The sequence below is a fragment of the Rossellomorea vietnamensis genome (genome assembly GCF_001305855.1).
Lineage (GTDB): Bacteria > Bacillota > Bacilli > Bacillales > Bacillaceae_B > Rossellomorea > Rossellomorea vietnamensis_A.
In genome coordinates, this window is sequence record NZ_LIXZ01000001.1 from 320,902 (window position 1) to 344,207 (window position 23,306).

The 23,306-nt window shown below is 42.6% G+C and carries 19 protein-coding genes; 8 read left to right on the forward strand and 11 right to left on the reverse strand.

From position 1 onward, the window contains the following. Nucleotides 1–33: 33 nt before the first annotated feature. Nucleotides 34–3,123: an efflux RND transporter permease subunit gene (locus AM506_RS01610; RefSeq protein ID WP_060670139.1), complete on the reverse strand. Its 3,090-nt coding sequence runs from the start codon at nucleotides 3,121–3,123 to the stop codon at nucleotides 34–36. A gap of 195 nt (nucleotides 3,124–3,318) precedes the next feature. On the opposite strand from AM506_RS01610, the gene AM506_RS01615 reads away from it, so the two are divergent. After that, nucleotides 3,319–4,191, forward strand: coding sequence for a hypothetical protein (locus AM506_RS01615; protein WP_060670141.1), 873 nt, complete (start codon nucleotides 3,319–3,321; stop codon nucleotides 4,189–4,191). Between the two features lie 61 nt (nucleotides 4,192–4,252). On the opposite strand, the gene nhaC is transcribed toward AM506_RS01615, so the two are convergent. The 4 genes from nhaC to AM506_RS01635 all read right to left on the reverse strand — a co-directional run bounded on the left by nhaC (nucleotide 4,253) and on the right by AM506_RS01635 (nucleotide 9,410). Then, nucleotides 4,253–5,662: a Na+/H+ antiporter NhaC gene (gene nhaC / locus AM506_RS01620; RefSeq protein WP_060670143.1), complete on the reverse strand. Its 1,410-nt coding sequence runs from the start codon at nucleotides 5,660–5,662 to the stop codon at nucleotides 4,253–4,255. 503 nt (nucleotides 5,663–6,165) lie between these two features. Beyond that, a complete protein-coding gene (locus AM506_RS01625; protein ID WP_060670145.1) occupies nucleotides 6,166–7,194 on the reverse strand; it encodes an EAL domain-containing protein in 1,029 nt (342 codons plus the stop codon). Nucleotides 7,195–7,477: 283 nt separating this feature from the next. Next, nucleotides 7,478–9,046 (reverse strand): peptide chain release factor 3, encoded by a 1,569-nt coding sequence (locus tag AM506_RS01630; RefSeq protein WP_060670147.1) that lies wholly within the window; start codon nucleotides 9,044–9,046, stop codon nucleotides 7,478–7,480. A 130-nt stretch (nucleotides 9,047–9,176) separates the two neighbouring features. Next, nucleotides 9,177–9,410: a YueH family protein gene (locus AM506_RS01635; protein WP_060670149.1), complete on the reverse strand. Its 234-nt coding sequence runs from the start codon at nucleotides 9,408–9,410 to the stop codon at nucleotides 9,177–9,179. 171 nt (nucleotides 9,411–9,581) lie between these two features. On the opposite strand from AM506_RS01635, the gene AM506_RS01640 reads away from it, so the two are divergent. Further along, nucleotides 9,582–10,799, forward strand: coding sequence for a NupC/NupG family nucleoside CNT transporter (locus tag AM506_RS01640; RefSeq protein ID WP_060670151.1), 1,218 nt, complete (start codon nucleotides 9,582–9,584; stop codon nucleotides 10,797–10,799). Between the two features lie 67 nt (nucleotides 10,800–10,866). On the opposite strand, the gene AM506_RS01645 is transcribed toward AM506_RS01640, so the two are convergent. The 3 genes from AM506_RS01645 to AM506_RS01655 all read right to left on the reverse strand — a co-directional run bounded on the left by AM506_RS01645 (nucleotide 10,867) and on the right by AM506_RS01655 (nucleotide 14,748). Continuing rightward, on the reverse strand, nucleotides 10,867–11,910 hold the full coding sequence (locus AM506_RS01645) for a GGDEF domain-containing protein (RefSeq protein ID WP_060670153.1): 1,044 nt from the start codon (nucleotides 11,908–11,910) through the stop codon (nucleotides 10,867–10,869). Between the two features lie 119 nt (nucleotides 11,911–12,029). Then, nucleotides 12,030–13,505, reverse strand: coding sequence for a UDP-N-acetylmuramoyl-L-alanyl-D-glutamate--2,6-diaminopimelate ligase (locus tag AM506_RS01650; protein WP_060670155.1), 1,476 nt, complete (start codon nucleotides 13,503–13,505; stop codon nucleotides 12,030–12,032). 187 nt (nucleotides 13,506–13,692) lie between these two features. Then, nucleotides 13,693–14,748, reverse strand: coding sequence for a M42 family metallopeptidase (locus AM506_RS01655; protein ID WP_060670157.1), 1,056 nt, complete (start codon nucleotides 14,746–14,748; stop codon nucleotides 13,693–13,695). A 421-nt stretch (nucleotides 14,749–15,169) separates the two neighbouring features. Here AM506_RS01655 and AM506_RS01665 point away from each other — a divergent pair, with 421 nt between their 5' ends. Further along, nucleotides 15,170–16,564, forward strand: a complete 1,395-nt coding sequence (locus AM506_RS01665; protein ID WP_060670161.1) for a peptide MFS transporter — start codon at nucleotides 15,170–15,172, stop codon at nucleotides 16,562–16,564. A gap of 37 nt (nucleotides 16,565–16,601) precedes the next feature. Here the strand turns inward: AM506_RS01665 and AM506_RS01670 are convergent, their stop codons facing one another. Further along, nucleotides 16,602–17,414, reverse strand: coding sequence for a YihY/virulence factor BrkB family protein (locus tag AM506_RS01670; protein ID WP_060670163.1), 813 nt, complete (start codon nucleotides 17,412–17,414; stop codon nucleotides 16,602–16,604). Between the two features lie 182 nt (nucleotides 17,415–17,596). Between AM506_RS01670 and kynA the strand changes: the two genes are divergently transcribed. The 3 genes from kynA (at nucleotide 17,597) to AM506_RS01685 (ending at nucleotide 19,431) form a co-directional block, all read left to right on the forward strand. After that, entirely contained in the window at nucleotides 17,597–18,436 is an 840-nt protein-coding gene (kynA, locus tag AM506_RS01675) for a tryptophan 2,3-dioxygenase (protein ID WP_060670165.1), read from the forward strand. A gap of 245 nt (nucleotides 18,437–18,681) precedes the next feature. Beyond that, nucleotides 18,682–18,882, forward strand: coding sequence for a cold-shock protein (locus AM506_RS01680; RefSeq protein ID WP_034763568.1), 201 nt, complete (start codon nucleotides 18,682–18,684; stop codon nucleotides 18,880–18,882). Between the two features lie 105 nt (nucleotides 18,883–18,987). Next, a complete protein-coding gene (locus AM506_RS01685; RefSeq protein ID WP_060670167.1) occupies nucleotides 18,988–19,431 on the forward strand; it encodes an SACOL1771 family peroxiredoxin in 444 nt (147 codons plus the stop codon). 41 nt (nucleotides 19,432–19,472) lie between these two features. On the opposite strand, the gene AM506_RS01690 is transcribed toward AM506_RS01685, so the two are convergent. Then, nucleotides 19,473–19,802, reverse strand: coding sequence for a DUF3243 domain-containing protein (locus tag AM506_RS01690; protein WP_060670169.1), 330 nt, complete (start codon nucleotides 19,800–19,802; stop codon nucleotides 19,473–19,475). A 186-nt stretch (nucleotides 19,803–19,988) separates the two neighbouring features. Here AM506_RS01690 and AM506_RS01695 point away from each other — a divergent pair, with 186 nt between their 5' ends. Beyond that, nucleotides 19,989–20,726: an SDR family oxidoreductase gene (locus AM506_RS01695; protein WP_060670171.1), complete on the forward strand. Its 738-nt coding sequence runs from the start codon at nucleotides 19,989–19,991 to the stop codon at nucleotides 20,724–20,726. A gap of 21 nt (nucleotides 20,727–20,747) precedes the next feature. Beyond that, complete coding sequence (locus tag AM506_RS01700; protein ID WP_060670173.1) at nucleotides 20,748–22,214, forward strand: aldehyde dehydrogenase family protein; 1,467 nt, start codon at nucleotides 20,748–20,750, stop codon at nucleotides 22,212–22,214. Between the two features lie 43 nt (nucleotides 22,215–22,257). On the opposite strand, the gene AM506_RS01705 is transcribed toward AM506_RS01700, so the two are convergent. Next, nucleotides 22,258–23,295, reverse strand: coding sequence for a ribonucleotide-diphosphate reductase subunit beta (locus tag AM506_RS01705; RefSeq protein ID WP_060670174.1), 1,038 nt, complete (start codon nucleotides 23,293–23,295; stop codon nucleotides 22,258–22,260). Nucleotides 23,296–23,306: the final 11 nt, after the last annotated feature.

Consider the following 23,306-nt stretch of genomic DNA (forward strand, 5'->3'; position numbering starts at 1 on the left):
TGCTTAGCACCTGGTTAACTCTCGTTGTGTGTTCTATTCTTTATATACGTATGTTTCTCTTGGTTTCTTCATTCTTCTCGTCTCTTTATCAAAGAAGCTGTAAACAATCGGTATGATATAAATGGTCAATAAAGTCGAGCTGACCAGTCCACCGATGACGGCAATGCCCATAGGCTGATTGATTTCGGTACCTTCCCCAAGCCCGAGTGCCAGTGGCAATAAGCCGAGTATCGTCGTCAGTGCCGTCATGAAGATCGGTCTTGCCCTGTCCTGAACCGCTTCGACGATGCTGTCAAAGCTGCCCGTACCCGCCTCTTTACGCTGATTGATATAATCCACGATGACGATAGCATTGTTGACGACGATCCCTGCCAGTACAATCACTCCAATGATCGCCGATATGCTGATAGGTGTCTGTGTAATGGCTAAGGCGATCGCTACACCTATTACCATGAGGGGAACAGTAAACATGATGACAAACGGGTACTTAAATGACTCGAATTGTGCAGCCATGACCATATAGACAAGCACGATGGCAAGCCCAAGGGCCAGTACCATGTCATCAATTGAATCCTCAAGGAGCTCTCTGTCCCCACTGAATGAAACCAATGTCTCATTTGGAAGATCTAATGATTCGATCTTCTCATCAACCGCCTTCGAAATGGCTCCAAGATTGGTTGAGGATGAATAGTTGAGTGTATATTGAACGGCATGCTGCTGGTCAATTCTCTGAATGCTGACAGGTCCATCCTCAATTGAAAAGTCGACGACGGAGCTTAATTGAATATACTTTCCTTGTCCATTTGGAATGAGAAGTTTCTTTAAAGAATCGAGATTTTCGGTGATGTTCCTGTCATATTGAACGAGAACATTGATGACGTCAGAAGACCCTGTGACCATTTGGGTAGTCAGGACCCCCCTGGTTACATCTTGAACGAGCGTCCCGATTTGAGCAGGTGCCAAGCCTTGTTCAAGGGCTTTCTCCCGGTTCACCTTCATTTGGACTTCTTTCACAGTCTCCATCTGATCTGTTGAAACCTCTGTGACATCCTTCATGCCTTTTAAAGAAGCGAATAACGTATCGACGGACTCCTTCAGTCGATTCTGATCCGTATCTCTCAAGTTAAACGTCAAGGTTTGAGGACTGGAGCCGGATGTTGATTGTAAGTTAAAGGAAACTTCAGCAGATTTATTTACCTTTTGTGCAGCTTTTTCCACTTTAGGCTTTACTTCATCCGCAAAGCTGAAGATCGACCTCTCCCGTTCATCAAGAGGCACCATCTTCACATAAACTTCTGCAATATTCGCTTTTCCACTTCCTCTAAATGATTCTTCCTGGGTTGTACCAACAAGACTTACGAAAACATCGACATCTTTTTCTTTTTCCAACCGGCCTTCAATCGCTTTGACGACTTTATTGGTCTCTTCGACGGAAGCCCCATTATCCAATTCGACTCTCATGTTGAAAAACCCTTCATCAGTTGGTGGTAAAAACTGCGTCCCAACCGTCATAAGACCAAGCCCGCCACCCACTAATATAATGAGAGTGATAAATAATACGATGAACCGGTGACGAAGCGCCCATTTAACTGACCGGGCGAATGTCTTTCTGCTCTTAGAACGTCTCCGCTTTGCTTCGATATTCCCTTTTGGTTTCTTCAGCAGCCTGCTTGCGAGCATCGGTATAACCGTCAATGCCACTACAAGGGAGGCCAATAAACTAAAAGAAATCGTAAGGGCGAATTCGGTAAACAATTCACCCAGTAAACCGGATATAAAAACAACCGGCAGAAATACCGCTACAGTAGTCAGGGTAGAAGCGGTAATGGCCCCCCCTACTTCTTTTGCCCCGATACTAGCAGCTTCCCTCGGATTTTTCCCCAAGGATAAATGGCGATAAATGTTTTCAATGACTACTATCGCATTATCCACCAGCATTCCAATTCCAAGAGCCAAGGCACCCAATGTCATGATATTCAATGCGAAATCGGCAAAAAACATAAGAACAAATGTAACAATGACTGAATAAGGAATCGCTACCCCGATGATAAGGGGACTTTTTACATTCTTCAAAAATAAGAAGAGCACAAGCATGGCAAAGGCTCCACCTATCAGGAGGGAATTGGCGATATTTCCGATGGCTTGAGCAATGTAATCCCCCTGATCGAACAGGATATCAGCTTTGATTGATTTATATTGATCCTGCTTAAGGAGCCGGTCCAGTTCCTTTTGAAACGCTTTCGATACGGAGGCAGTGTTAGCATCTGATTGCTGCAGCACACTGAAAAGAATGGCAGATTCTTCGTTTGCACGTGTGATTGTGTTTGTATCCTGTTTTCTCTGTTCAACTTTCGCAACATCAGAAAGCTTAAGCTTCTTTCCGGTTTGAGGATTCACTTGAAGGACCAATCCCTTCAATTCATCCACAGACTGGAGCTTGCTTACTACTCTCGTAGTCAATGTTTGGCCTTCTGTCTCGATCGTATCTCCGGGAGCTGTCACATTGTTAGCGCGGATGGTATTGACCACATCCCCTTGACTTAGACGATTATCTTTCAATGCTTGCTGATTCAGTTCGATGACCACTTCGTCCGTTAATGAACCTGAAACATTTACATTTGCGACACCTTCCACTCTTGTCAGTTCCTGTTTCAAATTCTGGGATAGTGTCTTTAGATTGGACTCGTCCCCTTCTTCCCGTAAAGAAAATTGAATGATCGGGAACTGGGCAGGGTCAAATTTGAGAAACCTTGGTTTCTCGGCCCCGTCCGGAAGTGGAGTTTGGTCGAGGCGCTGCAGGACATCGTTTTCAATCTCATCGATGGAGGTCGACCATGAAAATTCAAGGAGAATAAAGTTTGAACCTTCCCTGGAAGTCGATTGAAGGTTCTTCATCCCAGGCAAGGTGGACAGGCTTTCTTCAAGTGGTTTTGTTACCTTTTCCACCACCTCCTGAGGACCAGCTCCAGGATAATTGGTCACCACGACACCAACCGGTGGATTGAGGTCGGGAATGAGTTTCAACGGAATCCTGAGAAGGGAAACCCCTCCCAGAATTAGGATTAGCAGCATGGTGACAATGGTGAACACCGGTCGTCGTATGGAAAAATCACTAATTTTCAATGAAGTGCTCCCCTTTCTTTATGTATAGCGTTCAATTCGGTTTGGAAGGAGTTACTGTTAACTATAGTCTCTTAAGGAAGATCCTTCAATATTAAACCGTCTGTGGATACTAAATATCAATTTTTTTCTATAAAATAAATAATTCCACCTTATCGGTGAACACTATTTTTATACTGTAACGTAAGGAGCATTAGAATGGCGAACTGGGTTCCCTTTGTATTCCTTAGCCTTTTCAGCATTTTTACATTATTCTTCATCGTGATGAAGAATCGTCAAATTTCTGGCCGGATCATTCTATTTTGGCTTTTCATTTCCGGGTTGGCCTATGTATTTGAATATGTCATATTTGTATTATTTAACAGCTATACGTATCATCCCCATATTTTATCGAATAATTACAATGACAGCGTCCTCGGTTCGATCAGTTCACAGGCATTTTCGGTTCCGGTTGCCATAACGTACATTGTGTTGTACCGCTTGCCCGCATGGAGGATTGCAGTCATCATCGGTGTCTTCTTCCTTATTGAAACGTGGTTCATACACACGAATTTATACGAACATCATTGGTGGGAATCGTATTATACAACATTTTTTCTTATCCTTTCTGTTATACTGGCCAAGACCTGGTGGAAGGTTCTAGAGGACTCTTCGAATCATTATGTTCATTTCATCACTTTGTTCTTTTCACTCTCCACCGTCTCACTTTCTTTTGCCTGGATTTTATCTTCCCTGCTGAAGCTATATATCATTCCCCTGAATCATTTTTCGAATCCTGTCAGGGATTTGATCGCAGGGAATGCCATGTACATTTGGTTTGCGACGTACTTTTATAGCTTGGTTATTTTTTTTAGGAACAGGGATTGGAAATATACATTATGGAGCATCCTTTTTCTTTTGACCGTTGAGGTATTTATGGCACAAGAAGGTGTATTATTGTTTAACAATCCAGCGATGATCGGCGTACTCCCTCTATTTCATTTATTCATGATTTCTGCAGGAAGCCATTATTACGAACGATATTTTGACACATATAGAGAAATGCAACAAAAAGGACTGTCCTCAAAATGAATCATCCTCATACTAAGAGAATGAATCATTCAGAAGGACAGTCCTTTTCTATTACCGATTGTTATGAATTTGATATAGCAGGGTTATTCTCCGTTTGCTCTTTCTCGATGGTCCATCCTGTGAAACCGTAGAGGATCGTGATGACAGGAGAGATGAGGCAGAAGACCGCAAATGGTAGATATTCCATAGTTGAAACGCCTAGTACGTCTGTAAGGAATATACCGCATACGCTCCATGGTACAAGAGGATTCACCACTGTTCCTGCATCTTCCAATGTCCGGGATAAGCTTTTAGGATGAAGACCCAATTTCTTGTATTGAGATTGAAAAGCTTCACCCGTCAATAGAATGGATAAGTACTGCTCTCCTACTACAAGATTGATACCGATCGCTGATAATGCAGTGGAAAGAATCGTTCTTCTTTCAGATTGAATGACAGCAGACACCTTGTGGAGCAACGCAGGGATGATTCCAAGTTTAAATAGTAATCCTCCGAGACTCAGTGAGAGAATAACAAGGGAAATGGTAAACATCATGCTGTTCACTCCCCCTCTTGATAAAAGCGAGTCAACGGATTCCACCCCTGTTTCCGATGTGAACCCTTCGAACAGTACCTGGAACAATTCATTTACCCCTAACGTCCCGTGGATAAAAGATAATATCACAGAGACGGCAATCGTGATGGCCAGTGTGAATAACGCAGGGGTTCTGTATACAATCAGTACCACCAGTAACACTAAAGGAACTAAGCTGTACCAGTGGATAAGGCCTGTCTGCATTAAACCTTCCTGCAACCCATCAAGCTCGGATAGATTGATCTTACTGGTTCCCGGCGAAAGGACACCAAATACAATCAATGTAATGATAAAGGCGGGTACGGTCGTCCATGCCATATTTCGAATATGGGTGAACAGATCCACCTTGACGATGGATGACGCAAGATTGGTTGTATCCGATAAAGGGGACATTTTATCTCCAAAAAAGGCACCTGAAACGATCGCACCAGCTGTGATCGACATGGATAAACCCATGGCCTCACCAATTCCGATCAACGCCACACCGATGGTAGCTGCCGTAGTCAGTGAGCTTCCGATTGCCACTCCGCTTAAGGATGTGAGTAAAAAGGCAATCGCATAAAAATAATGAGGAGTGACAAATTCAAATCCGTAAAACATTAACGTGGGAATGGTCCCACTGATCAACCAGCTGCTTACAAGAAGTCCAATAAAGAAAAATAAGAGAATGGCACCTAATCCACCCTGAGCACCTGCAATCATCCCCTTTTCAATTTCTTGAAACTTCACTTTCCGTATCAGTCCATAAACCATTAAAAAGAAGAGGGAAAGTATGATTGGTATATGAGGGACCGCTCCCACTCCGATGATGCTGACACTGATGATTCCCAGCACAGCGAGTAATACTGTGGATGCTTCTTTAACGGACGGTTTATGAACGCTATGAATGTTTAACATGTTAACACTTCCTTCTGTGAGCTATGTGACTAGTATGGGATGGTATGACAAAAAGAACCCTCCATCCCCGATAGGGACGAAGAGTTCTCCGCGTTACCACCCTAATTGAAATAAACTCATGACTGGCATAACATCGCATGATTTATTTCCACTTCATAAAGGTTGTCTCTTGATAAACCCCCTAAAACACTTAGAGGATTCATAAACAATGTAATTCAGAAAGAAGCGGACCTGGACTTCCAGCTGACGTCCAGTCTCTGATTGCTGTCTCACTTTTTCTTACTGCGTTGTTCAAGACAATGAATATGTGATTGATTGTTTAGGGATCTCCTTACTCTTTTACCCTTAAACGCTTTTAAGCTTTTATGCACTAAAGTATTTTATAGTAATATAATATCATGCTATTTGAATTTGTCAAGGAACTATTTCATCCTGTTTTTCCCTATGAAGGATCCCCCATACAAAAAGAACCCCTCCCGTAATTGTCGGGAAGGGCTTGGCGGTTAAACGAATTGAGTCTCTGCAAATGGTTCCATCGCTTCTTCTTGTGGCTTTCCTATGAAATAGCCTTGGGCATAGTGGATTCCGATTTCTTTACAGAAAAGTAATTCTCCTTTTCTCTCAATCCCTTCTGCCAGGACCGAAATGTCCAATTCTCCGGCAATCTTCATCACTTTACGTAAAAATGCCTGATTATCCTCATCATGATCACAGTGATTGATGAAGGATCGATCAATCTTTACATAGTCCGGCTGAAGCAGGCTGAACATCTCAACCGTTGCAAAACCTGAACCTACATCATCAAGGGCGACTTTCATGCCTTCTCTCTTATATACGTCAAGAACAGACCTCAAGTGATCGACATCTTCAATCTTCTCTGTTTCTACCACCTCGAAGACGAGATCTTCAGGATTCACATTGCATTCTTTCACAATCTTGAATGTATGGCGCAAACAAAATTCAGGGTTATAAATCGTGGAAGGAAGAAAATTGATAAAGCTCTTCGTACCGGGATCGACTTGGCCCTCTCTAGACTCGATGGCTGATTTTCTCGCCTTCTGATCCAACATGGAATGAAAACCAGTTCGTGAGGCGGCTTCGAACAACTCCCCTGGATTGATGCGCTTATTGCCACTATTTGAGCGTAAGAGCGATTCATAGCCAAAAAGACTGAAATCACTAAGATCAATGATCGGCTGAAGATGACTCTTAAATTCCCCTCCCTGAATCAGCTTTACCATTTCTCTATATTTAATTAAATCCAGGAACTCTCCTGCAGGACGGAAGGGACCTGGCTGCCCCGAACAATTAAAACTGCATGTCCATCCTTCATTCACTAATGTGGTTTCTATTTCTGATAATTTTTCATAAAGGTCATCAAGATTGTCATATGGAAAAACATACAAGCCTTCTTCTGTCCTATCAACTGATCCTGTCACCGGTAAGTCCAATCTTTTTTCGTTATGTAAAAATAAAAACCCTGCCTCATGATATTCCATCTCTATCCCACAATTCGCACAAGCATATTGCATAACATCTCTTCCTTCCCCTGTAACGTCAAAAAATAACCATACCTATATACTAAGACTTAATACCCTGTTAACACCAGTGATATCCCTTTATTTTAGGAAAAATTACTCAATGACTGTGAATTTTTTTTCATTCAGGAGTTTTAGTTTTTCTTACCCCCCTCGGAAAGCGAGCACCTAGAGTGGAAATCAACCAGCACTCGCTAATTCAAATGCAACATAGAGAGAATAACTTTATTAAATGGAAAAAGCACTCCTCCAGTTTTAGGAGAAGTGCTAAGGGTACTTACATTAAACTATATAATCGGATATCAGGATTTTTATCATTGAACCATCTCATGGCAAAATCGTTTTCGAAAAGGAAGACAAGATTATCATGTCGATCCTTGACGAGCATGCTCCTGGAGCTGGACATGGACTCCTTGACATCCTCTTCGTTTTCAATCCAACGGGCAATTTTAGATCCGATCGGTTCCATTTTCACATCAACGTTGTACTCATTCTTCATTCTATGCTCGAATACTTCAAATTGAAGTTGACCGACTGCCCCTAGAATGATGTCTTCCGTACGTGTTTTATAGTATTGAATGGCACCTTCCTGAACAAGCTGAAGGATCCCTTTTTGGAAGTGCTTCTGCTTCATCACGTTCTTGGCTGTGACACGGACAAAAAGTTCCGGCGTGAATTGAGGCAGCTTTTCATACTGAAAGCCTTGCTTTCCCTGGACGAGTGTATCACCGATTTGATACGTACCCGTGTCATAAACCCCGATGATATCCCCACTGACCGCTTCATTCACCGTACTCCGATCATCTGCAAGAAATTGAGTGGATTGCGCCAGCTTAATGGACTTTCCTGTTCGGGAAAGATTCACCGTCATCCCTCTCTCGAATTGACCTGAGCAAATGCGGACAAATGCAATCCGGTCCCGGTGAGCAGGGTTCATATTGGCTTGAATCTTGAATACAAACCCGGAGAAATCCTCTGCTGTCGGCTCAATCTCTCCAGCATCGGAATTCCTTGGCTGCGGAGATGGAGCAAACTGTAAGTATGTTTCAAGGAATGTCTGGACACCGAAATTCGTTAATGCACTTCCGAAAAAGACCGGAGACAATTCTCCATTCGCTATCCGCTCACGGGAAAACTGGTTACCAGCTTCATTCAGCAACAAGACATCTTCAAGAGTTTGATTATATAGATTGCTTTCTTTAAGAGGATGTTCCCCCTCTATTTCACCTTCATCATTTAATGGAATAAAGCGATCATCTTCCTCTACTCGAAATTGCTCGATGCGATTATGGAAGCGATCATAGATTCCTAAGAATTCTTTCCCCATTCCTATCGGCCAGTTCATTGGATAAGATTGAATTCCCAATACTTCTTCAAGCTCTTCCAATAACTCAAGTGGTTCACGCCCTTGGCGATCAAGCTTATTGATGAAGGTGAAGATCGGAATACCTCTCATTCGACAAACTTTAAATAGTTTCAAGGTTTGTGCTTCAATCCCTTTTGCTGAATCGATGATCATCACAGCGCTGTCAACTGCCATCAATGTTCTATAGGTGTCTTCGGAAAAGTCCTGGTGACCTGGTGTATCCAGGATATTCACGCGATAATCATCATAATCGAAGGCCATGACAGAAGAAGTGACAGAAATCCCTCTCTGCTTCTCGATTTCCATCCAGTCAGATGTTGCAAACTTACCTGATTTCTTTCCTTTAACTGTTCCAGCGGCGCGAATCGCACCTCCGAATAATAGAAGCTGTTCTGTTAAGGTTGTTTTCCCAGCATCCGGATGGGAAATGATTGCGAAAGTCCGTCTTGACTGAACTTCCTGTATAAAGTCTATTTTCATTCATAAAATCCTTTCTCGTCATTCTCACTTTCTCATCATATTCGTTCTAAAGTAACAATGCAACAAGGAATGGAGCAAGAAGCCGCCGTTTACCGCTTTCAAGAATAATAAGTGCCGGGTGAAACGTCTGTTACATCTCAGTGGTCCATTGGACAATACGTGAACTTAATGTTTCAGCTGTCTCGAGTGGAACCCTTTCCATTAATGAATGGAGCAATTTTGATTGGATTTCTTCATCCTGATATAAGAATGAATACGACCATTCGATTGCAGGTACAGCGATTAGGAAGAACTCTTCTTTCTTATTTTCATAAATATATACTTTTTGTTCCAAGCCTTCCAAAAAATTTTTTCTGATCTTCATAATTGTATCCCCTTTCATGAAAACGCTGTATTTGCGCATACTATTGACGATGTTGTCCGTACAACTTTCGACAAATCTTGCATTTGTAGGTTGTCAGACGTCTGAAAGAATTGTAAAATAAAAATCCGAAAGCATCAAGTTCCAATCATACTTATCGAAGAGGTGAAAGAAGTGCAATATTTATGGGGTATCATGGGTATCATTGTCGTTATGGGAATTGCGTTTGCATTTTCCAAGAACAAAAAGCGGGTTAATTTCAGAACAGTCCTTGGAGGACTTGCCATACAGTTATTTTTCGCTTTTATCGTGTTAAAGACATCTTGGGGACAAGGTGCACTTAAAGGTTTGACCGAAGTGGTGAATGCCATCATCAATTATTCCAACGAGGGGATCACTTTCCTATTTGGAGGACTTTACACTGAGGAATCAAACATAGCGTTCATTTTTGCATTCAATGTACTTCCAGTCGTTATTTTCTTCTCAGCTTTAATTTCAGTTCTTTATTATCTAAAAATCATGCAGTTTTTCATCAAGATTTTAGGCGGCGGTTTGTCTAAACTGTTGGGAACAAGGAAAGCGGAATCATTGTCCGCCGCAGCGAATATTTTTGTCGGACAGACAGAAGCACCTTTAGTCGTAAGACCTTTCTTAGCAAAAATGACTGAATCGGAACTTTTCGCGGTCATGACGGGAGGATTGGCATCAGTAGCCGGATCTGTCCTTGTTGGTTATTCTCTTTTAGGAGTTCCACTGGAATACTTACTTGCTGCAAGCTTCATGGCTGCACCTGCGGGACTTGTCATGGCCAAGTTATTTGTTCCGGAAACAGATGAGTCTCCGGAACCTGAAGCGTTTGAAATGGAAGCGGATTCGGAATCTGCCAACGTGATCGATGCGGCAGCTAACGGTGCAAGCGTCGGACTGCAATTGGCTTTAAACATTGGTGCAATGCTTCTTGCATTCATCGCCCTGGTAGCGCTTATCAATGGCTTACTTGGATTTGTGGGTGGATGGTTCGGATTCGACAGCCTGTCACTTCAGCTTATTCTTGGTTATGTATTTGCACCACTTGCCTTTGCAATTGGAGTACCTTGGCATGAAGCGGTTACAGCAGGAAACTTCATTGGGCAGAAACTTGTCATTAATGAATTTGTAGCGTATTCAGCATTCGCTCCGGAAATCGGAAACCTATCAGATAAAACCGTTGCGATCATTTCATTCGCCCTATGTGGTTTTGCGAATCTTTCTTCCCTGGGGATATTACTCGGCGGACTTGGAAATCTCGCACCGAATCGCAGGGGTGATATCGCCCGCTTAGGAATCAGAGCGGTCATTGCAGGTGCACTTGCTTCATTATTAAGTGCTGCCATTGCCGGGATGTTCATTTAATTCACCGTTTCATGAAAGAAGCCATCCACTACCGGATGGCTTCTTTTTCGTTATAGCTTGTTGGGTCTCAAGGCACAATCAGTGTATCATCTGCCAGACAGGTTCTTCGTTTCCCCGCTTTCTTGGCATGATACAGCCGCTCATCAGCAAGTGCAATCAGTCTTTCAGGCTCCAGGGTTTCAGTTGTTTGAGACTGACCGAAGCTCATGGAAATGGCTATTGGCTCCAACTTCTTTAGTTGTCCGTATAATTCTTGCAGGAACTGTTGGATGTTATGCTCATCCATGTTCGGTAAGAGAAAAACAAATTCCTCCCCACCATATCTGAACGCCTGCCCATTGTATGCTTCTGCATGTAAACGAAATACTTCACCTGTCTTCCGAATGACGTCATCCCCTGTTAAATGGCCGTAATCATCATTCACCTTTTTGAAATCATCTATATCTCCCAGTAATAGGATGAAAGATTCCTTCTCTTCCAACTTGCTTCTGAATCTTTCCTGGAACGAACGATGATTAAACAAACCTGATAAATAGTCCTTATGGGCAAGGTGATGGTAAGCTTCTTTTTGGACATAATGAGCCCGCTCTCTTAACATGATTAACGCCCCGAACAACCCGATGATCCATAGAAAGAACAAGTTGGACGTCAAAGTGAAATAATGCTGAAATTGTAGGATGTCGACTGTCATAAAGCCCATCACAGCATAGGTGACACTGAATACAGACAGGGAGATGAGTGCCCCCTTCGTCCTCCAGTAGATCGTCGCATGCATCACGAATAAAATGGATATCGGATAAAGGGGACTATGTATTCCTTCTGATAAGACCATCAGCCAAATCAACGCCAGAAAATCAAAGCCGATACCCGCCTTCAGGATGAATTGAAGACTGCGCTTGTCCTCCCTAGCCCGTACCAATGCAATTTGAGTCACCAGCATATAAATGACTCCCGACACCAATAAGTAAGGAAAGAACGTTTTGTTCGTTGTAATATTCTCTGAAAATGGAGGTATGTAAAAGAAGAGCGTGGCAATCAGGACAAACACCCATCTCAAAGTGGAAAATAATTTTTCTGTTTCATAATCATTTAAATATAATGAAAACTTCATTCGCTTCATTCTCTCATCTTTTAATATATACTTTAAATTTACCAAAGATTGTGAATTCCGTCTATCCTCATCAAAAAAACAGACCAATATTTGTGTATTGATCTGTTCCACTATAGACTTTATTCAGTTGTCCCGTACTTCAGTTTGCTTTCTTCTGCGGCAATCTGCTTATCACTGTGTGGATATTTTGTGTTCTCGATGATCTGATAGTCCTCATGCCCTTTTCCTGCGAAGATGATGATATCTCCCGGTTCACTTACCTCAATGGCATGCTTAACGGCTTCAGCACGATCCCCGATAAGGGCATAGTTGTCATGCTGCATGCCTTTTTCCAGATCGTTCAGGATGCTATCGTACTCTTCATACCTCGGGTCATCCGTCGTCAGGATGACGTAATCTGCAATTGATGCTTTTTCTGCCATAGTCGGACGTTTCGTCTTATCACGGTTTCCACCTGTACCGACAAGGAAGATGATTTTATTCTCCTTGAACGGAAGGACGGACTGAATGGCGTTTTCGATGGCATCAGGTGTATGGGCGTAATCGATGTACACTGAAAGCGGTGCCTTCATGTCAACCTTCTCCATTCGTCCATTCACCGGAGGCAGGTCACGGATGAGTTCCACTAGTCTTGAGATTTCCATCCCCCTTGCATACAGGCATGCCATGGCAGTCAGTACATTATAGACATTGAATTTCCCCAAGAGCTTCATTTCCACCTCAAAGCTTCCTTCCGGTGAATTCAAAGTGAATTTCGTCATATCATTGTAATATTCAATGTCCACAGCCTTGAAGTCTGCATGTGCGTCTAGTCCATAGCTGATGACTTCATGTGGAGTCATGTAGCTGTAACGATGATACCATTCATCATCGGCATTCAGGATGACATACTTTGGATGTTGAAGGTCCTGCCCCAACTGGGAGAATAATAGACCTTTTGCATATCCGTAATGCTCCATCGTCCCATGATAATCCAAGTGATCATGACTTAGGTTTGTAAATGCTACAACATCAAAGTCGATTCCCCATAATCTTCCGAGCGCCAATCCGTGAGAGGATACTTCAAGGGTGAAGTTTTCAATCTTCCGTTCAAGGGCACTTTGCATCATCTGCTGATTCGTTAAATTATCACATGTCGTATTTTCACTGGGAAGCAATTCACCATTCAGGTTAAACCCGATCGTTCCGGATAAAGCCGAACTCTGACCGGCGCGTTTAAGAATGGAATGGATCAGATTACTTACTGTGGTCTTTCCGTTCGTGCCCGTCACACCTAGAACAGTGAGTTTCTGAGAAGGATAATCGTAATATTTATTCGATAATTGAGCCAAAGCTTTGAATGTATCTTTTACTACGACTAATGCCGCCTTACTTAGATCAATATCAAGCTGCTTTTCAGCCACGATTAAGGTCGCCCCTTTTTCAACGGCCATTGCAGCGAAATCATGCCCATCCACTGTGTAACCTCTCGTACATACAAACATCGTGCCTTCTGTCACTTTTCTTGAATCGACGTGAATATCAGTTATCTCCGAAGGAAGTTCACCGTATATCGTTTTTAATTTAATGCTCTCTAACAGATTATATGTAATCATTCTTTTACCTCATTTTAAGTTAATATTGTTTATATTTTATCTTATCATCTTAGCTTTGATAAGAGAAATACCTCCTAAAATCAAAACAAATTTTTCTCACACAAATGTCACCATACCCCTATTGAATTTAGACCAAACAAAAAAAGTCTTCCATCATCTATAAAAAAGATGATGGAAGACTCCTTGATCATTCAATGACCATCTTGGATCGAACATAATGCCACAGCAAATTTTCTGTGTGAAGAATGGACGATTCGTGGGTACGTTCGTAAGCATGAGATGCATCGATCCCTGCCCCTATCAATCCATGGACAATATCAAACCCTGCGCGTATGGCAGCGGAAGCATCCGATCCATAATACGGATAAATATCCACTTTATATTCGATCCCATTCTCTTCAGCCAATGAGACTAAATGCTTGCGCAATCCATAGTGATAAGGTCCGCTTGAATCTTTCGCACAAATCGATACGGTAAACTCATCCGTGGATTGCCCATCACCGATCGCCCCCATATCCACAGCCAAATATTCAATCGTTTCATCAGGAATATTTGAATTCCCCCCGTAGCCGATTTCTTCATTATTCGAAATAAGAAAATGGGTCGTATAAGGAAGCGTGATTCCTTCAAGCTGAATATGGCGAATTAACTGCATGAGCATCCCTACACTCGCCTTATCATCAAGATGACGGGATTTTATGAACCCGCTTTCTGTAATTTCAGCACGGGGATCAAATGATACGAAATCTCCTACTTCTATTCCCAGCTTTCTTACATCTGTTGCATTCCGTACTTTTTCGTCGATCCGAACTTCTATATTCGTTTCGTCCCGTTTCGCTTCACCTGCATTTTTGTAGACATGGACAGACGTTTGATGCATGAGGATGGTACCGCTGTAGGATTTTCCTGTAGATGTTTCAATCCTGCAGTACTCCCCTTCCACCGCATTCCATCTGAATCCACCGATCATGGATAACCGTAAGCGCCCATCGCTCTTGATTTCCTTGACCATGGCACCTAATGCATCGACATGTGCCGTAAGCATGCGGTGCTTCGATGTATCTTCACCAGGCAGGGTGATGATGAGTGCACCCTTTCGATTCCTTTTCATTTCTACCTGTAAGTCCGAGAAATATTCCTCCACAAAATTCATGATCGTATTCGTATTTCCTGAAGGACTTGGTATTTCTACAAGTTCCTTTATCAATTGAATGGTCTTCTTCGTATCTGGATATGTATTCATTTGACTCCCTCCCTTCCCATATTATACCGTCAACTGCAATACTACTACAAATGCTGTTTACCGAATATTCCATCGAATGCTCCTGGATTTCTTCATGCCTTCCCTTTCGAAATTCTTTCGTTTCTTCTTAATGAAGGGGTGAAGGAATCCGCATTGATCACAGCTGTACATGACCATGTCCCCTTCCACTCTCTGTCCAGTGACGTTCCATTTGGTTTCTCCATAACCTTCATTCATATATAATTCGTTTTCCGTCAAGCTAGAATGACCGCAATACAAACATCCAGTGAACAATTTTCCCACCATCCCTTTTTGTACATGCCTATGAAAAGAACGGGAATACTATGAAAGGATTTGGAAAAAAATTTACTCACCTCCCTTTTCTGCCGGACCTGCTTATTTATATTAAAATAGGAGTGATATAGTGAACTCATCAACATTAGACCGTTTACCTCAAGGTAAAAAACATCCCAAAGGTCTTTACCTGCTATTCTTTACAGAGTTATGGGAACGGTATAGTTACTATGGAATGAGGGCCCTTCTCGTTCTTTACTTAACGACAGCCTTTGTAAGCGGAGGCTTGGGAGTCGATCCGGCTAAAGCATTGTCCACTTATGGTATTTATACCGGCAGTGTTTACTTTACCCCTATATTAGGAGGGTGGCTGACGGATCGATATATCGGGCTGAGAAAGGCGATCACCATTGGAGGAATCACCATGGCATGTGGAGATTTCACCATTTTCCTGACCCACTCCCACATCGGCTTATATGCAGGACTTGCCCTGCTCGTACTAGGGAACGGTTTTTTCAAACCGAATATTTCCACATTAGTCGGGGAGCTGTACCCCAGGAACGATAAACGAAAAGATGCAGCCTTTACCATTTTCTATATGGGCATCAACCTTGGAGCATTATTCGCCCCACTCATTGCAGGTTTTCTTGCAGAAGATCTATTCCTCACAACCATGACGGATGGAACGATGCATTACGGTTTCAAATGGGCATTCCTTGCCTCCTCAATTGGAATGATCACCGGACAGATCATCTTCAGTGCTTTAAACAATAAATATCTCGGGGATGTTGGATTGAAGCCGAATAAACTATTAGCGGAAGAAGCAAACGAAGACAGGGATGTACCTTTGACGAAGAAGGAAAAGCAGCGTACGACTGCCATTCTCATCCTAGCGTGCTTCGTCGTATTTTTTTGGGCTGGATTTGAACAGGCAGGGAGCTCATTCACTCTCTACACAAAAAATTTCATCGATCGTGACGTGTTTGGTTATACCATCCCCGTTGCTTGGTTCCAATCCGTCAATCCATTATTCATCGTCATTCTTGCACCGATCCTCTCAAGTGTATGGTTACGGCTTTCCCGGTCGAAAAGGGGAGATTTAAATATGACGACAAAGATGGGGATCGGAATGATCCTACTCGGCCTGGGATTCATGGTCCTCATACCTGCAGTCATGCAAACGGGGTCCGATGAACAAAACATCACAGTAAAAGCCAATCTCTTGTTCATTGTCTTTACGTATTTGCTTCACACACTAGGGGAATTATTTCTGTCCCCTGTCGGTTTGTCTCTCGTCAGTAAAGTCGCCCCCGTGAAGATTGCCTCACTCTTGATGGGCGTTTGGATGGCTGCCATAGGGGTGGCAAGCTTACTTGCAGGTCAACTCGCTTCCCTCACTGCGACCCTGGGGTATTTAGAAATATTTGCCGTCATTGGCGCTGCCGCCATCATATTAGGATTAGTATTGCTGACCATATCCAAGAAGCTCGTAATAATGATGAGGGAAGAAAATCATATATAACAACAAGAAATCGCTTGGCACTATAGCCAAGCGATTTCTATTTCAATGTTTTCTCCGCTACACTTCCGTTCAACAAGCCCCCGATCAAAAGGATAGTTGAAGATATATAAAACCATACCACCAGCGTAATGACGCTCCCCAGCTGACCGTAAAATTGGGAATAGTCATTCAATTTTACGTAAGTTCCGTAAAGCCACGACACCCCCTGCCACCCGAATGTCGCAACCAGGGCGCCAGGAATGACATGGAGAAGTGATATTCTTTTACTTGGAACGACCATATACAGAAAGACAAAAAGAATGAACATAAAGACCGAGCTCAAGCCCCATTTGCCGATCACCCAGGCCTGACTCCACTCGCCGTTAATTTTGCCTTCTGTAAACCGTGCATGACGGACATACTCCTCGACAACCGGTACAATGAGGGAAAATGAAATAAGGACCATGAAACCGACCGTCAATAAGAGATCATACAACAGAGCGATTAAAAAAGGTTTCTTCCTTTCTATCCTATATGCCTGATTCAACGAACGTACCATCGATTGGACCGCCATCGAAGAAAGCCAGAAGGTAAAGAAAATGGAAACCGATAAGACGTCCCCTCTCTGGTCATAAAGAATGCGTTCAATATTATCCTGGATGATGGCGTATGATTTATCTGGTGCAAAAGGTTTGATCAGAAGCAGCACATTGGTCTCGGATATGGGAAGATAACTGATCAATGAAAACACGAAAATCAAAAATGGAAAAATCGATAACAATAAGTAATAGGCCAGCTGTGCTGAGTGATCGAAGAACCGTTCCTTGAAAAATCGAAGGGTCACCGTCTTTATATGATGTAAGATATTCATGGTTTTAGACTCCTAAACAGGAAAAGATACTCTTATTTTCCCCTTTAAGATACGATTCAATCCTATACGAACCGCTTATCTTCCTTACAGGGAGGAATTTCCCGTTTCTCTCCAGAAATATATATCTAGGAGAATGAATTGGTTGCATCTCTGAATTCACACAGAAGAAAGGGAGAAACTTTATGGTTAACAAGAACGATTCCATGGGGAATGAAGAAGTATATACGGACTTTATTAACAGAATGACGTATGGTGAATATCTGGGGCTTGATTCGCTACTGGAGAGTCAAAAGCGTTTATCCGGTCACCACGATGAAATGCTGTTCATCATCATCCATCAAGTCAGTGAGCTATGGATGAAATTGATCCTGCATGAAACCAGGGCAAGCATTGCTTCCATTCAAAAGGGCGAACTGTCCCCGGCATTTAAAATGCTTGCCAGGGTTTCAAAGATACAATCACAGATCATCCATGCATGGGATGTGTTATCGACCCTCACTCCATCAGAGTACGTCCAATTCAGGGACAGCCTTGGTCAAGCCTCCGGATTTCAATCGTACCAATACAGAATGATCGAATTTTCCCTGGGGTATAAAACAAGGCATGTTCTTGAAATTTATAAAAAAGATCCTGAGTTATTGGCCCAGCTTACCGATGCCTATGAAGCCCCTTCCCTATATGATGTTTCCATCCTTGCTTTGGCGGGTGCAGGATTGCCTATTAGTGAAGATGTGAAGAATCGTGATTATACAAAGCCCTACAGTGAAGACCAGTCGGTACTTGAAGCCTGGTCAACCGTCTATAGAAATCCCGAACAATATTGGGACCTTTATGAGTTGGCTGAAAAATTAATCGACATTGAGGATTGGCTCCAGCAATGGCGGTTCCGCCATATGAAAACAGTCGAAAGGATCATCGGTCATAAATTGGGTACCGGTGGCTCCAGCGGTGTCGGGTATTTAAAAAAAGTGCTTGACCACCGCTTTTTCCCTGAGCTTTGGAACGTGCGCACAACCCTTTGATCCTGCCGTTACACATACCCTTTAAAAGGTTATTAAAATAAATGTACTATTCACACATTTTTCAGCCTATTTTTATTTCAGTCGATCCGCGGGGTTGCCATATATAAAATTACCTGATAATATGTAATAGAATTATTTTTGTTCGGAATGGAAGGATAGACAAAGTTTTTAAAGCTTTTCGCCTTGAAGTTACATGAGCAAGAATAGTAATACATTGTGTGGAGAACACACGAGGAGGTAACATTATGTTAGAAGGTACAGTTAAATGGTTTAACGCAGAAAAAGGTTTCGGATTCATCGAGCGCGAAGGTGGAGACGACGTGTTCGTACACTTCTCAGCTATTCAAGGCGAAGGATTCAAAACTTTAGAAGAAGGTCAAAAAGTTTCTTTTGAAATCGTTCAAGGAAACCGTGGCGACCAAGCAGCTAACGTTACTAAAGCATAATTTATGCATACTGAAAGACTCTACTCTGTAGAGTCTTTTTTCTTTGCCATCCATTCACAATGTGTATACAATATTCTTAACATGTTTTCCAGGAGGATTCTGTATATGGCAATACACTCGTTTCATATTTCCACTGAATGGCCGGGTCTTAGGAATGATACAGGTACTTTGAGCTCGGAAAATTTTCATACGAAAATTTCGATCCCACCTGAAATGGACGGTCCCGGAATCGGGACAAACCCTGATGAAATGCTCCTTGGAGCTGCAGCTACATGCTATATCATCACTCTTGCTGCTATGCTGGAAAGAAGTCATATAGAGAAAAAAGACTTAACGATGACATCTGAAGGAATTGTAGAAGTAGAAAAAGGGGTCATCACGTACAAAGAAATCATTCATCGGCCAATCCTGTCACTGGGTTCTGCTGCTAGTGAGAAAGACATCGCACTTTCAAAGAAATTAATGCAGAAGGCTGAACAGTCATGCATGATCACCCGTGCCATTAAAGGGAATGTAATGATGAAAGTAGATCCAGAAATACATATGTAGCAAAAAAAAGGGCTTCCAATTGGATGCCCTTATTTGTTTGCTCACGATTCTGCGTGAACAAGCTTCACGAGCATGTGAGAAAGCATATGCTGTTCTTCTTTATTTCCCGCTTTCCATAATTCATATAACAACTTCTCTTCCCTGTTTTTCGGTTCTTCATGAGCTGCAAGATAGTCCCCGACCTTCTGTGCTGCCTTTGCCTGCCGCTCTTCACTCATTCCTAACTTATCCGCTAAGGAAACCTTATTACCTAAGTATTCTTTGAAATGATCAAAGTTTGAAAGGATGTCCTCTTTTCTGTCCTGTGACATACGATCCATTGTATTGCCTACCTTCGACTCCATCTTTTCTTCTGTAGAATGATTTGCCATGTAGCCAACCTCTCCTCTCAGTCAATCTACTATGTATATTCCCAGGAAAGGAAGGAATAATCATTTATTTTCTTTTATTTGGAAAAAACCCACTCAACTCTCTTTGCATTGTTTATTTCCTCCACTTTACGTGTAAACAAAAGAGAGGTAAATAAGATAAATGAATTTTTAGGAGGACGAAAGAATATGAGTTCAAAGAAAGTAGCGATTATTACGGGAGCGAGCAGCGGGATTGGCCAGGCAACGGCAAAGGAATTAGCCTCAAATAATATGACGGTCATGCTTGCAGCGAGACGGGAAGAACGTTTAAAGGAATTGAAAAATGAAATAGAGCAAATGGGAGGAACTGCCTATTATCACGTTACAGACGTAACGAACGTCGAAGAGATGGAGCAACTTGCGAAGAAAACGGTAGAAGAAGCTGGTCGGATCGATGTATTGGTCAACAATGCCGGTCTCATGCCCCTTTCACTCATCAATAAACGAAAAATCAAAGAATGGGATCAGATGGTTGATGTGAATATTAAAGGCGTACTCTATGGAATATCTGCAGTTCTTCCTTATATGGAGGACCAGAAGTCAGGACATATCATCAACATTTCATCCGTAGCCGGACATAAAGTCATGCCGGGCAGTTCAGTCTACAGTGGAACTAAATATGCCGTCAGGGCGATTACAGAAGGCTTGAGAATGGAAATGAATGCATCGCATAACATCCGGACCACCATCATCTGTCCTGGCGCAGTTGCAACAGAACTGACTGATACCATTACAGACGAAGATATCCTAGCCGGTTTCAAGGATCGGGATATGAAGCCCCTGGACAGTGAAAATATTGCTAAAGCGATTTCTTATGCCGTTCTGCAGCCGGATCATGTAGATGTCAATGAAATCATTGTAAGACCAACACAGCAGGATATGTAAACAACGAGGAGGAAATAGTTTATGAATACACAATTTGACAAACTCTTCATCAATGGTGAATGGCTTGATGGAAGCAGTGAAAATACAATCCCGAATCAGAACCCTTTTGATCACACTGAAATCGGATCCATTAAAGCTGCCAGTAAAGAAGATCTCGATAAAGCGTATCAATCAGCACAAGAAGCACAAAAATCATGGGCAAATGAGCTTCCACAAACAAAGAGAGCCATTATGGAAAAGGCAGTCGCCGTTGTGGAAGAAAATAAGGATTTAATTATAGAATGGCTCATCAAGGAGTCCGGCAGTACGTACATGAAAGCTGCAGGAGAAGTGACTGTCTCCATCAACAGCATGAAGGAAGCTGCTACGTATCCGTATAGAATGGAAGGAAAGATCCTGCCTTCCCAAGTTCCCGGTAAGGAAAACAGGGTGTACAGAGCACCACTTGGAGTCGTAGGCATCATCAGCCCATGGAATTTCCCCTTCCACTTAGCTGTGCGCTCCATCGCGACTGCTTTAGCTACTGGAAACGGGGTTGTGGTTAAGCCCGCAACCCATACTCCTGTGACTGGCGGGTTATTATTTGCAAGTATATTTGAAGAAGCCGGACTTCCGAAAGGACTACTTAATGTAGTAGTAGGAAAAGGGTCGGAAATCGGGGATGACATCGTGACTCACCCCATCCCACGCTTGATTTCCTTTACGGGATCTACGGAAGTGGGACGTCGGATCGGGGAGCTTGCAGGGAAAAACCTTAAGAAAACGGCTTTGGAGCTCGGTGGCAATAATGTCTTTATTGTACTTGATGATGCAGACCTCGATCAGGCTGTGGAATCAGCCCTTTTCGGGAAATTCTATCACCAGGGTCAAATTTGCATGAGCATCAACCGGATCATGGTTCACCAAGGCATGTATGATAAGTTTGTGGATGCCTTCGTTTCCCGGGTAAAAGAATTACATGTTGGAGATCCCTCCGACAAAAAGACACATATCGGTCCTTTGATCGATCAAAATCAAGTAGACCGGATATTGAAAGATATTGAAAGCAGCAAGGAACTTGGCGCTGAAGTTGTCCTTGGCGGAAATGCAGAAAAGAACTTATTATATCCGACCGTACTGAAACACGTGACCAATTCAATGCCTATTGCAAAGAATGAAATTTTCGGACCGGTGGCAGCCATCATTCCATTCGACTCCGAAGAAGAAGTTGTAGGACTAGCCAACGAACACCCTTATGGATTAAGCGGAGCAGTCCATTCTTCATCCATTGAAAGAGCGACGAATGTGGCCCATCAAGTGGAAACCGGGATGATTCATATCAATGATGAACCTGTGAATGACGAGCCCCATATGCCATTCGGTGGAGAAAAGGATTCAGGATTGGGACGCTTTAACGGAGAATGGGCCCTCGAAGAATTCACGACTGTGAAATGGGTGGCTGTTCAACATAAAAGAAGGGATTACGGTCCTTTTATTGAAAAAAGATAACAAAAAAGCGAGTCATGCCGACTCGCTTTTTGTTATGGCTTCTTCACAGCTCATCAAATCCATTCGAATCCGATGTTTTGGTATATTGCCTTGAACGTTGTTCAAAGAAGTCGGTCTTTCCCCTATCGACTTCCTGATAGGCGATGATCCATTTTAGCGGATTTGTTCTGTATCCTTCAAACGGCTCATCAAACCCTAATTGCTTCGCCCTCTTATTGGCCATGAATTTTATATAGTCCTCGAGGTCGCTCATCAAAAGCCCCTCCACATGGGAGCCGATGATTTCCCTCCCCCATTCTATTTCAAGGTGTGCCGCTTGTTTAAAAGTTTCTCTCCCAAAGGTACGCAGTTCTTCTGTCTGATAAGAGGGATTTTCATTCAAAACTTCTTTAAATATCTTCTCAAACAAACCGACATGGAGCTGTTCGTCACGATTGATATAATTGATCATGGTGCTGGTTGCGACCATCTTTTGGTTTCTGGCCAAATGATAGAAAAAAGCAAAACCTGAGTAAAAGAACAATCCTTCCAGGATGACATCATAGATGATTGACTTTAATAGATTCTCAATAGTTGGCGATTCTACAAAGCCTTTGTATCCATTCGTAATGAATTCATTTCTTTTAATCAAGATCGGTTCGGTTTTCCAGAATTCAAACACTTCATCCTGCTCGCTTTTAGATACGATGCTTGACAACACATAGCTGTAGGAATGGTTATGCACGACCTCCTGTTGTGCCAGTATGATCATCAATGCATTCAGGCTGGAATCTGTCAGATAATCTGCCACTTTTCCGGCATAATCGGTCTGAACGCTGTCTAGTAAGGCAAGCAACCCAATGATTTTCAAAAAAGATTCCCGCTCTCTTTGTGATAACGTAGGGAACTGCTTGATATCCTTGGCCATATTGATCTCAAAAGGAGTCCAGAAATTCCCCAACATCCTCTTATATTTGGGATATGCCCAGGGATATCGAACATCATCCCAGTTTAATATATTGGAGCTTGCTCCGTTTATGATGCCTGTCGACTTATTTGGGGCCTGTGAATCGATCAGGACCCGCTGTTTCAATTCATTCATCTTTACCTCTT

What these genes read in the sequence shown, in the direction of transcription:
- AM506_RS01685 (WP_060670167.1), top strand. Translation starts at nt 18,988, where the DNA reads ATGGCAATACACTCGTTTCATATTTCCACTGAATGGCCGGGTCTTAGG.
- nhaC (WP_060670143.1), bottom strand. Translation starts at nt 5,662, where the DNA reads ATGTTAAACATTCATAGCGTTCATAAACCGTCCGTTAAAGAAGCATCC.
- AM506_RS01700 (WP_060670173.1), top strand. Translation starts at nt 20,748, where the DNA reads ATGAATACACAATTTGACAAACTCTTCATCAATGGTGAATGGCTTGAT.
- AM506_RS01705 (WP_060670174.1), bottom strand. Translation starts at nt 23,295, where the DNA reads ATGAATGAATTGAAACAGCGGGTCCTGATCGATTCACAGGCCCCAAAT.
- AM506_RS01645 (WP_060670153.1), bottom strand. Translation starts at nt 11,910, where the DNA reads ATGAAGTTTTCATTATATTTAAATGATTATGAAACAGAAAAATTATTT.
- AM506_RS01670 (WP_060670163.1), bottom strand. Translation starts at nt 17,414, where the DNA reads ATGAATATCTTACATCATATAAAGACGGTGACCCTTCGATTTTTCAAG.
- AM506_RS01625 (WP_060670145.1), bottom strand. Translation starts at nt 7,194, where the DNA reads ATGCAATATGCTTGTGCGAATTGTGGGATAGAGATGGAATATCATGAG.
- kynA (WP_060670165.1), top strand. Translation starts at nt 17,597, where the DNA reads ATGGTTAACAAGAACGATTCCATGGGGAATGAAGAAGTATATACGGAC.
- AM506_RS01680 (WP_034763568.1), top strand. Translation starts at nt 18,682, where the DNA reads ATGTTAGAAGGTACAGTTAAATGGTTTAACGCAGAAAAAGGTTTCGGA.
- AM506_RS01695 (WP_060670171.1), top strand. Translation starts at nt 19,989, where the DNA reads ATGAGTTCAAAGAAAGTAGCGATTATTACGGGAGCGAGCAGCGGGATT.
- AM506_RS01630 (WP_060670147.1), bottom strand. Translation starts at nt 9,046, where the DNA reads ATGAAAATAGACTTTATACAGGAAGTTCAGTCAAGACGGACTTTCGCA.
- AM506_RS01615 (WP_060670141.1), top strand. Translation starts at nt 3,319, where the DNA reads ATGGCGAACTGGGTTCCCTTTGTATTCCTTAGCCTTTTCAGCATTTTT.
- AM506_RS01690 (WP_060670169.1), bottom strand. Translation starts at nt 19,802, where the DNA reads ATGGCAAATCATTCTACAGAAGAAAAGATGGAGTCGAAGGTAGGCAAT.
- AM506_RS01650 (WP_060670155.1), bottom strand. Translation starts at nt 13,505, where the DNA reads ATGATTACATATAATCTGTTAGAGAGCATTAAATTAAAAACGATATAC.
- AM506_RS01635 (WP_060670149.1), bottom strand. Translation starts at nt 9,410, where the DNA reads ATGAAGATCAGAAAAAATTTTTTGGAAGGCTTGGAACAAAAAGTATAT.
- AM506_RS01655 (WP_060670157.1), bottom strand. Translation starts at nt 14,748, where the DNA reads ATGAATACATATCCAGATACGAAGAAGACCATTCAATTGATAAAGGAA.